The sequence below is a fragment of the Candidatus Accumulibacter sp. ACC003 genome (assembly GCF_907163085.1).
GTDB lineage: Bacteria > Pseudomonadota > Gammaproteobacteria > Burkholderiales > Rhodocyclaceae > Accumulibacter.
On sequence record NZ_CAJQTX010000011.1, the window covers coordinates 284,016 to 297,730 of the forward strand.

1 protein-coding gene is annotated in these 13,715 nt (G+C 64.8%); it reads right to left on the bottom strand.

The features are described 5' to 3' along the window. Positions 1–47: 47 nt before the first annotated feature. The gene (locus QZ656_RS23205; protein WP_291995607.1) at positions 48–13,070 is read right to left on the bottom strand and encodes a tandem-95 repeat protein; all 13,023 of its coding nucleotides are present in this window, start codon (positions 13,068–13,070) and stop codon (positions 48–50) included. Between the last annotated feature and the right edge of the window lie 645 nt (positions 13,071–13,715).

The following is a 13,715-nucleotide window of genomic DNA, read 5'->3' on the forward strand; positions in this document are numbered from 1 at the left end:
GTCACGAGCGCTGGAGCATGCCGCGAGCACTCGCCTCGCGCATTGCATCAGCGGTCGATCCTGATCTGCCAGCTGGGCAGTTCGGCGGGCTTCCTGTTCTTGCTGTGGCCGCCGAGGAACTCGGCCAGCCACTTGCTTGGCGAGACGACAGGGCCGCTGAAACATGCCGGTTTGGCACCGCTCCAGTCGATCTTCGCCGGCGGTGCGCTCTGCCCGCCGTGCTTGTTCTCGATGTGGCGTAAGTCGCTCGCCTGGCGAGCGGCGAGTGCAGCGGCGGCACCTGCGCCGCTGGCGACCTGGCAGATGCCGCTGGCGGGCGCGAAGCGCACCGTAAAACGCTGCTCGACGCGGCCACCGTGGCCGTCGTCGGCCTCGAGTCGGAAGGTATGGCTGCCGGCCTGGGGCGCAGCCCAGGCGAGCACGCCGCTGGCCGCATCGACGCGCGCGCCGGCTGGAGCGTCGAGCAGGCGGTAAGTCAGCGCATCACCGTCTTCATCGCCGGCGCGCGCCCGGTAGACGAAGGGCCGTGACGCCAGCGTCAAGCCCCGGCCCTTGATCAGCGCGTCGTCGAAATCGCCTGCACCGCCAAAGAGCAGGTCTTCCCAGGCCAGAGTCAGGCTGCCGTCTGGCTGCAGCCTGACGCGCAGGTGGTCGGAGCGATCGGGATTAGCAGCCTGGATCGAGAAGAAGGCCAGCGGACCCCGGCCGATCGCGTTGGCCGCATTGTGGTTTTGCCATTGCGTCCGGCTGGCGTCCTGGACGAGGTAGAAAGCGACGTACTGCCCGCTGGGAAGAACCAGCGCGGCCTGCTCGCCCGGCCTGGCGTCGCTGGCGAAGACGAGCGTGGCGCGGCTATCGGCGAGCGCCGCGGCGGCATAGCCGGCATCGCCCGGAAGCCGATTGCCGATGCGGCCGTCGGCGTCGTCGACCCGGTACACGCCGATTTCGTTGGCGTACGCGGCGCGGCGAATCGTCCAGCTGAAGGAAAGCGTGGTGGCCGTACCGGCCGTGCCGGCGACCGTGAAAACGCTCGCTGGCAGGCCGTCGTGCACATCGAACGAAGTCGGCGGCGTCGTCTGCCACTGCGGCGGGTGCTTGGCCGGCGTGATCGTCAGATAGACGCTTGCCGTCGCCGTCAGCGTGCCGTCGGAGACCGTGAAAGTGAAGCGGTCGCTGCCGCTGAAGCGCGCCTGCGGGACGTAGGTCCAGGTCCCTTCGGAGTTGCGCGCGACGCTTCCGTGCGCGGCCGCGCCGAGCCGCCAGCTTAGCGTGTCGCCGTCGACGTCGCCGACCAGTGCCGCCAGATCGATGTCAACGCGGCTCCCCTGCGGCAGCGTCAAGTGCGCATCGCGCGCCAGTGGCGCGTCGTTGACCGGCCAGACGGTGACCGTTTGCTCGGCGCGGCGGCTGGCGTGCGCCTGATTGGCCTGCTCGGTCGTCGTGGCGAGCACCGTCAGCACGAAGCGGCCGTGCGCGTCGGGGGGCGGCGTGAAGTACAGTTGCTCGAGATTCCAGCCGCTGATATCGACGCGGCCGCTGCCCTCCCCATGGTGCTCATCGGCGGCGTCGCCGGTGGCGGTGAAGCGCTTGCTTCCATCGCTCAGCGTGGCACCCGCCGGCAGACCGCTGATGACAATCGCCAGCGTCTCCGAGCCGTCGGTATCGAGCAGCGCGGCGTCGATCGCCGGCAGGCGGATAGCGGTGTCTTCGTCGCCGCTGGCGGTCGGCAGCGTTTCGCTGAGCGCGATGTCGTCGATCATCAGGCCGCTGTCCCTGATCGGCCTGGGCGTCGCCTCGGCGGCGATGCGCAGCGTCTGCGTGCCGCCGCTAGCGATGAACTGAACGCTATAGGTCTGCCAGGCAAGCCCCTCGATCGGGCTGGGGCTGGCGACGGAAGCGATCGGCTGCCCATCGACCATGATCCCGACGCGCGCCTGCTCGGCGCCGTAGCCGGGCACGCCAGCCAGGTCGAAAGACAGCGTGTAGCGCGCGCCAGCGACGGTTTCGAGCTTGCGCTCGATGGCCTGCGTCGGGTAGCGGCTACCGCCGGCGTAGGTCAGTTGCAACCAGTAGAAACCATTGCCAGGCGCCGCGGCGATCGCTCGCGGCCGGCCAGTGGCATCGGCAATAAGGTTGCCGGTGTGCCAGGCCTTGATGCCGCTGGCGGCACTGGCACTCGGCTCGCCGAGCAGCCGCCAGCCCTCGAGTTCGCCCGCCTTGACGAATGTCGCACCCGGCCAGGCGTTGCCGATGCTCTCCCAGCCGGTGCGAAAGACCTCGCGTGCCGCGGCCTCGGCGACCGACAGCTTCGGCGCGTCGGCCAGCGGCGTGACGACGAGCCGTACGGTGGCCACCGCCGAGCGTGCCTGGCCATCGTCGGCGAGGTAAGTGAAGGTGTCTTCGCCGCTCCAGTTGGCGTCCGGCGTGTAGATCAAGCGCTGCTCGTCGTCTCGCGTCAGTGTGCCGTGCGCCGCCGGGCTGACGACGAGAACGCTCAGCGCGTCGCCGTCGACGTCGTCATCGTTGGCGAGCAGATCAAGGACGATGCGGTCGTCTTCGGCCAGCGTCGCGTCATCGTCGGCAGCGACCGGGGCATCGTTCACCGCCTTGACCGTGATCCGCAGCACGCTCTCGGTGCTCAGCTCGCCGTCACTGACACGCCAGACAAAGCTGTCCTGGCCATTGAAGTCTGGCGCCGGGCGGTAGCTGATCGTGCCGTCGGCCCAGCCGCTCAGTGTGCCGTGCTGGGGGCTCTCGGTGACAAACTGCAAGGCGTCGCCGTCGACGTCGCTGGCGTCGGCGAGAAGGTCGAGCACGACCTCGCTGTCTTCGTCGAGCGCGACACTGCGCGCGACGATGGTCGGCGCGTCGTTGACCGGCGTGACGGTCACGCTGACGGTGGCGACGGCGGACTCGACGCCGTCGCCGCGCAAGCGATACGTGAAGCGATCGTCGCCATACCAGTTGGCGTGCGGACGGTAGCTGAAGCGGCCGTCGGCGTCGACCGTCAGCTCGCCGTGCGCCGGGCCATCGACCACCACGGGCCAAACGCCGGGCCGATCGGCGCCGACGTCGTTGCTCACGACATCGAGCGTCAGCGCCGTATCTTCAGCGGTGCTGGCGTTGTCGTCGTGCGCTTCGAGCACGGTGCTGGCGAGCTGCAGCTGAGTGATCGTGACCTGGCTGCTGCTCGCCGCGGCGCCGCGGCCAAAGCCGATCAGGTCGAAAACGAGGTTGACGACCGTGCCGGCGGCGATCCCGGCGAGGTCGACGACGATCGAGCGGCTGCCATCCGGGTGGCTGGTCATCGTCACGTCGTCGGCGAGGTAGGCGCGGCCATCGGCCTGCATATTGAGGATCGCGTCGCTGCCGGCCAGGCCGGTCGAGGCGAATAGCGACAGGCCGCTATTGGCATCGATCAGCGCGACCTCGAAAGCGTCGTCGGGGGCGGCGTTGGTGTCGTCGAGGGCGATGCCGCTCAAGGTGAAGGACAGCAAGCGGTCGTGGGCGCCGACGACGAAAGCCTGGTTGAGGCGGGTCTGCGTCGCTGCACTTTCCTTGAGCGTCGCGCTGCCCTGGGCAAAGCGCACGTCGCCGGTGGTCGACCAGCCGCTGCCGTCGCTGAAGCTTGCGTTCTCCAGTGTGAGATTGGCGGCGATGTCGAATTGAGCGACGCCCGAACGCTCGTCGTCGCTCCTCCAGGGCGTCGGATCCGATTGGCGGAGGCGGCTGCTGCGCACGCTAGCCAGAGAACGGCTCAGCGGCAGCGGCGCGCCGGGCGGCGTCGACGGGTCGTAAGGGAGCGGCACCGATCCGGTGCCGAGGAGCAGGCCACCCAGAGCAGCGGCTTCGCCGGCAGACGGCAGACGACGGACGCCGGGAAGCAGCGTCGACGCCATCAGGTCGTGACTGTTGGCGCTGTGCTCCAGACCAACGACATGGCCGTATTCGTGCAACAGGACGGTAAGCATGTCCATCCGGCCGTCGGCTTCCGACCCGGGCCTGGCGATCCACTCCAGCGGGTCGCTGGTGGGGAGGAATTCGGCGTTGTCGGTCGGCGTGAGGTCGATGAACCAACCGTAACCCGCGGCGGTGGGGGAGAGGGTGATGGTGGCGTTTTGGGACTCAACGGCGGTGTAGCCCACTGCCGCAGAAGGGAGGTCCGTAAAGCGGACGATGGTCTCAGCGCTATTCCTTTGCGATGCAGCCGAGGATTCGACAACAGAAATTGGCCAGTACAGCTTGGGGCAGTACTTACGGCCGATTTTTTCGCCCAGAGTAAGGTAGTCCTCGTAGCTCTCTCTCGTGACCTTCAGGTGATACCGTAGTTCTAATTCAACTGAGTCCTTGGTTCGCTGGTCAACCCCCGTAACAACAACAGTAACCTCGTCTACGCCGACATAGTTTCTGTCAGGTTCGTATCGCAAGTCGTTGATGGTCTTGTGGGCCTTATACTCAACCAGCTTGCCGTGCTTGGGTGACTTAACAACGGCAAATGCATTTTTATAGATATTCAGGTCGGGTCGGCTCGGGTGGTCGAAAAGACCAATGTCACTTGCTGCTGTGCTAATATCGAGTTCGTAGAATACGCTGCCGTGTCGCGCGTGATCCCATGCAGCTCGGGTTGATGGCATAAATCTACATAGACCATAAGTGGCACGAATATCGGCCTCGTCGTCCCCTTGAAAATTCGTGGAGCCAGCATGCCTTTGTTGTACGGCCTGCGCGTCAGCGTAGATACTAAATGCTAGGTCGACAGGCGGCAGGTAGATCATTTTGCTCCCCCCTTCGTGATCCGAGAGTGTGGTCGTCGATTGCTCGAAAAACCTTGTTCTATTGATGATGGGCTCGGACGGCAAGTTCGATTTCAAATCGTCAGGTGCCACAAGGCGTCGGGCGCTTCCATTTTCAATTTGCGTCAGCGTGCGTTTGTTCAGAATAATGCCGATGTAGTCCTCGTAGCCACGTGCATTGCTGGCTACGAGTCCTAATCTGTCGAGCGCCGAACGCATGCTTTCATAAGGATTACCTTCCGCATATGCCTTGTTGCTAAACTCGTTGAAGTATTTCCATCTGTCCTTCGCACCCGCTTGGCCTGCTCCGTTAACGGCTTTGGTGACTTCGAGATATTTTGCTTCGCTATAGGCGCCGAACAATCCTACTGAATCTGCTTTGTTATTTATATTTCTTTTATTCCAATACCACCCGGCTGAATAAGCTGCAACGCCAATGTTGCTAGCAATCAATTCATGGTTTTTGGCCACGGACGTGCTTGACGGTAAATCAATCTTGGGTTTGTTTTCCAAAAACTCGATGAAGCCATCATAGACATCAGATCCGGTCAGTTGGATGAGTCCTCGCCCGATGTAGTCCCATATTTTTTTACTATCCCTAGTATACCCTGAAGCACCATTTCCGTAGTCCGTAGAGTAGACGCGATTGGCAAAGGCCTTCTCGTAGTTGATCCACGCATCCTGGCTGCTTCCTGCCGCGGGGAGGTTGTCGTCGATGTAGGCCTTGGCATTTTCGTCAGCGTTCCGCCCTTTTTCGCGATACTTATCATTAACGGCACCCTCGGCTGCGCTGTATGTGAATGACGCAGTAAATAATCGGCTCACCCTTGTAGCATTTCTATGCCTTAGGTCCTCGCGCAAAGTGGTAAAGCTGGTTTCCTGTTTTGACTGTGCCAGGAAGGCTGCAATGCGCTGCGGCGTGTTGATACTGAATTCGTTCCAGGCGTACTCTATCAACGCTGGGGCTATGCCACTAATAGTGCCTTTGCCCAACGCGGCTTGGTCGAGTTTTGCGCCAATATTCAGGCCCAGACCACCTAGTCTCACATCGGCAGCGGCTATAAGACCTTTGTCTTGTGTGCCATTTCCGAATAGGGCGTATTGAATGCGCTTCTTCTCGGCGGCGCTTGTTCCTGATTGTACGCTCGTTCCAATCTCTTCCCAAGAGCCGTTTGCTGCGACATCATCTGCCAGTGTTGATGAATAAACGGCAAAAAAGTCACGGAGGGCCTGGTCTTGGCGGTTATCGCCGCGAGCGTTCGCTAAGACTGTTCCAGCAGTCTTTGTGACAGCGTTGTAATTATTCAAGTTTGGATTTCGCAGTAGGTTGGACAAGGCTAAGGCGTTGTTATAATCCCAAATCTTGTTTTGATAAGCGCTTTTCCCAGCGCTTGCGATTACGGACGGAGGGATGTTTGTCGTAAGGCCGGTGACGATGTCTCGGTCGTCAACACGAGTTCGGTTGGGCTTGGATACGTACTCCTCGTTGATTCCCAGGTTTAGCATGGCTCCGAGGGAGCCAGTTCCGTTGAACCACAGCGAATGCGGCCTGGCTTGCGCGGTCGCGGTGGCTTGAGCGGCGAGCATCAGGTCAAACACCCAACTGGTACCCATGGCCTCGGTTGGCTTTTTCTGATCGGTTTTGTCCACCCAGCCGACGAGTTGCTGCCTCCCTGATGGGAAGAAGTTCAGCCAATGCGGCGCGTTGTAGGCGCTCAGCCAGGCCAGGTCGTCGGGTGACAGGATGACAGGCGGAAGTCGCTCGGTGACGGGCTTCATTTTACCTTTGACCTTGACCTCTTTGGTCACGGTGTCCTTGTAGTCGGTCTCGCCTTCGACGATCTGGGCAAATTGTCGCAAGGCGATGCGTTCCGCGTCGTCGATGCTGCCGTTGACCGTGATTTCGCCCTTCTGGTTGATCGGGGATAGGCCGAAGCCAAGGTACTTCAACCTTTGCTCTGTCCGCCACACGTCGAGCAGGCTGTTCTGGCCGTCTTTCGCTGCATTGACGGGGCCAGCGGGCTCGAACGCGTGATACCCCGGGTTGTTCAGCGGCCGATCGCCAAACAAGACCGTCTCGGGCGCTTTCTGGTAGTCGACGACGCGCAGTTTCAGCAGCAGGCGCTTTTCCGGGTCGTCCTGGTCGAAGCCCTTGAGCGTAATCGTGATATCGCCCGAGGGCAGGTTCTTGCCCATGCGCAGCTGATCAACATCGACGATCGGCGCCAGAAAGATGACGCCGCTGTTGCGCAGCGTCTTCTTGCCCTGGTCGGTGTTGACCGCCTGCAGGCCCTTGTACGTTTTCTCGGTCGCCGCGGCGACCGAAGCGAAGCCGTCCTGGCGTTCGGCGGTCAGCAGGAATCCAGTGGCGTCCTTGACGACTTGCGCCGCGCCGCTGACCTCGATGTTGTCCCAGGTGACGCCGAGGTCGGCGTCCTTGACGTTGGCGAGGGTGCTGGCGTATTGGTCGCGGATGAGCTTGAAGAGGTCCACGCGGGCGATGTCGCCGTAGTTCAATTCGGGGACTTTGTGGTCTGCGTCGGGCTCGATGCCGGTCTTGAGGAAGAGGCCGCCGTCGACCGGCGCCGTGAACTCGACGGCATCGGGTTTCAGCAATGCGCTGGCGGCGATCCCGAATATCCAGCCGGAAGTCAGTTTCTGGCTACTGGCGAGGTCGAATTTACTCGGCGTGACGACTTGCGTCGTGACGCCGTCGATGCGTTCGCGATCGATCGGCAGCGGCCGTGGCGACGCGTGCCTGGCGAGCGAATTTCTTTCGGCGGCGGCAAGCAGCTGTTCCAGATCCCAGACCAGTAGGCCGCTCGCCGACGGTGGTTCGCCAATCGTCGGCCAGTAGCGGATGTCGGCCCACAGCGTCTGGCCGGCGTCGCTGACCTGCAGACGAGAGATGTTGGCGTCGATGATTGGCGACGTCGCACCGAGGTATTCGGGACTGGCGCCGAAGGGGTCCTTGACGACGCCGATCTTGCCGCCCATTTGTCGGACGCCGTTCTGCGGGTCGTCGAGGGCGTAGAGTGGATCGACGAAGTCGAAAAAGTAGTCGGCGACCAGCGCGTAGTCGATGCCGTTTCGGGAAACGACCAACGCCGGCGATTGCGCGCGCTGGATGTTCAACTGGTAGCTGGCGTCGAGGTGGCTCAGGCCGGGCAGCATAGCCGACAGCACGAGCTGTCGGAACGTTGTCGTTCCATCGAGCGCGCCGCTATCGCTCAGCCCGACGCTCACCGTCGCCAGTCCCGCGTTACGGTCGAGGGCGTTGCTCAGCAGCAGGCGCAGCGCGTTGCCCTTGATGCCGGCAGAAGAAATGAACTGCGGCCCCTGACCCTGCGGCGTCGGGATGTCTACCAACACGAAAGCATCGGCGCCGCTGACAGCGAGACGTCCGTGCTTTTCAAGGAGTCGGTCGAGGTCGACGATGAAGACCTTGCCGCCGTCGGGTTGAGCACGTTCCGCCGAAACGCCGAGATCCCTCTGGCTGGCGGTGACCGCCAGGTAGGAGTGGACGCCGTGGCTGACCGCCAGGTCGATATAGCCGTAGGGCGCGTTTTGCCCACTGACCGCCGCCGGCAGGTCGATTTGCTCGATGGCCAGGAAGTTGCTGGCGGTTTCGTCAATGTTCACGCGCAACAGGCGATAAGCGCCACGCGCGTCGTAATAGCCGCCTTCGGCGACGTACAGCGATTGCCCGGAGACGGCGAGGCTGCTGACGTTGGCGGTGCCGACGCTGAAGGTCGCCGCGAGCTGCATCGTCGCGGTATCGATGACGTGAATGTCGCCGCCCATTCCGGCGACGTACATTAAGCGGTTATCGAGGCTGAAGGCAATCTGGTCGGTCTTGCTGCCGTTGACGACCCCGGCACGGCCGTCGCGACTCGGGTATTCGATTTCCTTGACGACCGCGCCGCCTCTGAAGATCCGGATGACGTGGTCTTGCGTGACGACGCTGAAGACGCTTTGGCCTTCGATCGTGACGCGGGCGGCGTCGCCGTCGGCCAGCCAACGCATCGCTCCGGGAACGGCCGGATCCAGCGTTTGCAGCAGGCGCTGGACGGTCAGCGTATGCACGCCCAGCGCGATGTTCTTGGGAAGGTCGAGGTCGAGCGTTGCGCTGCTCGCGCCGGCGGCAACTGCTTCGAGATCGAGCAGCTTCTGCCACACGCGCAGGCCGTCGTGCCGCGCGCCCTGTTCGTCTTTCCAGCTCTCAGAGCTGGCTTTGCCGAGCGGGTCGACGGTCAGCCGATCTGGTGAGATCCACACCCTGAGTGCCACCGGCTGCGCCGGCATTCCTGCGGCCGTGTTGGGCTGCAACTGCTCGAGCGTTAGCCGCAGCTTGCCCGAGCTGAGCACCTGGACCGCGCTGATCCGGGGTGACGACGCATCGTCGGCGTTCGGCGAGGCGCCATTGGCTGATTCGATGGTCAGCGTCAGGTCGCCGTCGGCGATAGTCTTCTGCACCGGAACGACCTGGTACACGCCGCCAGAGTCTACGCAAATGGCGAATACATCGGACAGCCCGGCGAGGCTGCCTATGAGCCCGCTGGCCGCGCTGGCTCCCGACAGCCCGTTGCCCGCCAGGCCGCCGGACATCGATATGGCCAGCGAATCCATCATCAGCGCAAAAACATTGATCGCCGAGCCGCGCACAGTGACGGCGCCGGTCTGGCTGTTGATGGCGCTCTTGACGCACAGCAGATCGCCGGAGGCGCTGATGCCGCTATACGGCGGGCTGGCGGTGCGGGCGACGAGTTGGCCGTCGGCGTTGGTGCCGACGAAGCCGTTGTCGACCAGCCACCAGATGTCGTGCAGCTGGCCGTTGACGTCGGGCGCCGTACCGCGCCGCAGGAAAAGGACTTCGTCGCCGACCTGAACGCCGGCGTCGTCCTGCAGCGTGATCGCCAGCTGGACGGGCAGGGTGCTGTTCTCTTCGCCGATCTCGAGGTGGAAGGCGGCGAGAGCTTGCACGATTGCCGGAGCTGGTGCGGCGAGGCCGGTCGCCGCTTCGATGTTCGCCAGCTCGATCCGCCGGATGCTGACTAGCGCGTCCGCAGGCAAGGCGCCGGCACCAATCATCACCGTTTCGCCGGAAGCCGCCTGGACGACGCCACCCTGGTCGGCGGCGATCTGGATCCCGGCGGGCGTCGCGGTCAACGGGTCGTCGTCGGTGAACTGCGCGGCCTGGACGCTGAGCCGGATGTTGGTCTGGCCGATCGCTTGTTGGCTGAGCTCGCCGTAGTCGTCGACGACGCTCGCCAGATGGACGATCGACAGTGTCACCTCGCCGGCGCGCAGGGCGCTGATCAGGCCGTCGGCGCTGACCGTCGCGACGCTGGCGTCGGAGACGAAATAACGCGTGCCGCTGTAGACCGCCGGCGCGGCCGGGATCAGCACTTCGAAGTCCTCGCCGGTGTCCGGGTCGGTGTAGGTTTCGAGCGCCTCCGGAGTGCCGGCGAAGACCGTCTGGCGCGCGTTGTGGATGTCGATCGGCTGATCGCTGTAGGCGTCGAGGACGTGCACCTTTAACTGTCGCGAGTCGCCGGGAGTCAGCGTTAGCGTCCCGGGGTAGACGTCGGGCTCGATGGTCGCGGCTTCTTCGTCGGCATAGTTTGAGTAGTCGCTTTCGTCATCGGCGGCGACGTCGAATGGCAGGGGCGCGGCGCGGACGTTCGTTGCCGCGACGGCCTGGATCAGGCGACCGTCGGCGTGCACGCGCTGGACGATGAGTAGCGCCGGACCGCTGCCGGTGGCGTGGACGAGGTCGCGCGAATCGTCGATGCGCAGCGGCATTGGCGCCGTCGCGCCGAGCGTGCCGAGGTCGGCGGCGCTGAGCGTCAGATACGCGTCGTCGGTGATGACGACGCCCAGCTCGTCGGCGAAGTCGGCGGTGGCGTGCAGCTTCGTGAATTGGCCACTGGCCAGCGTTGGCAGTAGCGCGAGCTGCAGTTGCAGCAAGCTGGCAGCGCTGACGCGTATCGTCAGTTCGATCGCGGCGCCGGCGGTGAAGCCGTCGTCGGCCTGCAGCGTAACGTTCGCTTCGCCGCTGTAGCCGTCAGCCGGCCTGAAGAGCAGCGTCTGGCCGTCGGCGGCCAGGCGGGCGTCGCCGTGCGTGCTGCCGAGGATGCGCCAAAAAATCGGGTCGCCTTCGCGGTCTTCGGCGATGCCGCTCAGCGCGCGGCGGCTGGCGAGTCCGGCGTGCGTCGTGATCGGCGCGCGGCTGTCGGTCGCGACGGGCGCCTGGTTGGCGCGGAAGCCGCTATTGGCGTAGAGCAGTTGGCGGTCGTGGCTGTCGATCGCACCGTCACCGTCAAGGTCGGCGAGAGTGTTGTTCGCATCGTGCGCGGCCTCGGCTTCCTGCCACGCCTGGCTGTCGATGCCGTCGACGACGCCGTCGTGATTGACGTCGCCGGCGACGCTGAGGCGCAGTTCGGCATCGCCGACGCCGCGCAGGCGAATGAGTTTGACGCCCGCTTCGCCGACGCGCAGCAGGCGCGTCACGCGGCCATGGACACTCGCCGTGCCGATCAGCTGCGCGCCGACGACTTCGAGCTCGCCGTCGAGCGGCAGCGTCGTTTCGAGAGCGATGATTACGGCGCCTGGCGATCCCGGCGTGTGGGCGGTAGACGCCAGCTCGCTGGCGCGGACAGTAAAGGCGATATTGACCGACGCGTCGGCGCTCAGCGTGCCGCTCCATGTCGCGCCGCCACCACCGCCACCGTCGCTACCCTCGTTCCAGCTCGCGATCGCGCCGAGATTGGCGGTCAGCGCGTCGCTTAGCGGCTGGCCGGCGGCGTCGTAGGCGATCGGTGTTCCGAGATCGGCGTCGTCGAGTCGGCGGACCACGATCAGCCGGCCGGCGCTGTCGTAGCGGTACGACAGCGTGCTGGCGTCGTTGCCGCCGGGCCCAATTGGGAAAGTGATCCGCAGGATGCGGCCGGCGCTGTCGCGCTGGAAGTCGATGCGTTCGCTGACGTCGCCGCCGACTGCGGCAATGCCGGCGTCCGACACCACGCACATCCGGCCGTCGGCGAAACGCACGCTGTTTATCGTTCCCTGTGCGTCGAGCGTGTAGCGGCTGCCGTCGGGAGAGGTCAAGGTGTAAGCCGTTGGCACCCACGGCAGGCCGCTGAGCTGTTCGTAAAGGCGATCGCCCTGGCGCTGGAGATTGTCGGCCGCCGCTGGTGCAGGGTCGTTGCTCAGGCTGGCGCGATCGGCGTCGGCGTAGGCCTGCAGCGTCCAGCCCTGGTCGGCAGCGAACTGCGGATGCCAGAGCAGCGGTGCGGCCGCTTCCTGGCCAAGTCGTTCGCTGGCGGCGTGCAGCGTGAACGACAGGTACTTCAGACCGGCGCTGGCGTCGCCGATGTCGGCGGCGACGCTCAACCAGACGCGGGCGCCGTCGGACCACGGCGCCGTCGCGCCATTGTCCAGCGTCGCCGGCTGGTCGCTGGCGAGGTGGCTGGCGAGCAGCGGCAGCGTCCAGTTGCCAAAGTCGGCGACGGTGCTGCCGTTTTGCTGACCACTACCCGTGTCGTGCCACTGGCGGGCCAGCGCCAGCGTGTGGCCGGCGAGCGTCAGCGTGGCGTCGATCTGCAGCGCGCTGGCAAAGGTCTTGTCGGCGCTGTCGATGATGATCGTACTGGCAATTTCGCTGCGGCGTCCGGCGAGGTCCCAGGCGCTCAGACGCAACTGGTAGGTGCCGTTGTCGAAGCGACGCGGATCGACGTCGGCCAGCGCCAGCGTTTGCGCGACCGCGCTGGCCGGCACGTCGGCCTCGGCCAGCGTCTGCCAGGCGTCGCTGCCGGCGGCGCTGATCTGCAGCTGCCAGCCCAGTAATTGCGCTTCGTACAGCTGCGCGGCGATGGCCGTGCTGGCGCGTAGCGTTCGCGGCTGGCTGGCGGCGTTGCTGCCGGCGAGCGCGCCGCTCCACGCCAGTTGTGGCGCGCTGTTGTCTGTTGAGTCCTTGACGCGCAGCGTATGGAGGCGGGTGGCGACGAAGCCGTCGCGGTCGGTGGCGGTGACGCGCAACTCGAGCAGGCCGGGACGCGTCGCCAGCAGCTTGACACGGCCGGCGGCGTCGAGCGCCAGGCTTTGCCAGTCGCCGTCCTGGCCATCGCGCAGCTCGACGGCGATGCGCGCGATGCCGCTCCAGGCGTCGGCGCGAACGCTCGCCAGGACGCTCTGGCCGGGCAGCAGCGGCGTGCTCGGCGTCGTCGACACGACGATTTTCGGGGCGTTGGCGGCGGCGTCGGCGACGACGCGCAAGGTGAAGGTCGCCGACGCCGTGCCATTTTCGGCGCGGCCGTCGCTGACCCAAGCGGTCAGCGTGAAGTCGCCGATCTGCCCCGGGCCGGGGGTCCAGGTCAGGCGCCGGCTGTCGGCGTCGTAACGGGCGCCCGCCGGCAGGCCGCTGAAGCTGACGGCGAGCGCTTCGCTCTGGCTGGCGCCGTCGGCGTCGACAACGGTGATGCCTTGGAGTGCCGTTCTCTGCTATCTTGTGGGAGGCCGAGATGCGAGTGTTTTGCGCTTGTTGAGAGCGAAGAGGCAAAAACACCGCGGGAGACCCATCTATACGGGCGCACGCGGTGCCTATTACTTATGGTGTGTGGGGTGGGGTGTTGGGTCTTCTCTCTGGACAGCGGGGTGTTCAACGGGCGTCATAGGGCATACTGATATGGGATTATGCGAGAGGCTCACTGTCATAGGGGTGCGTGTGCCTGGGGGGCGGTGCAAGACGGAACGGGGGCTGGGAGGTTCCTACGGGGGTAAAAACAACAGGGAAATGGGGAAAGGGTAGGGTTTTGCACCGGCAGGGCGAGTCGGAGGCGAGCTGGGGGGGGTTCCGTGGGGTGATAAAAACAGCCGCGTGCGAGACGGGAATGTCGGAGCCAAGGCGAAGGCCGGAGGTGG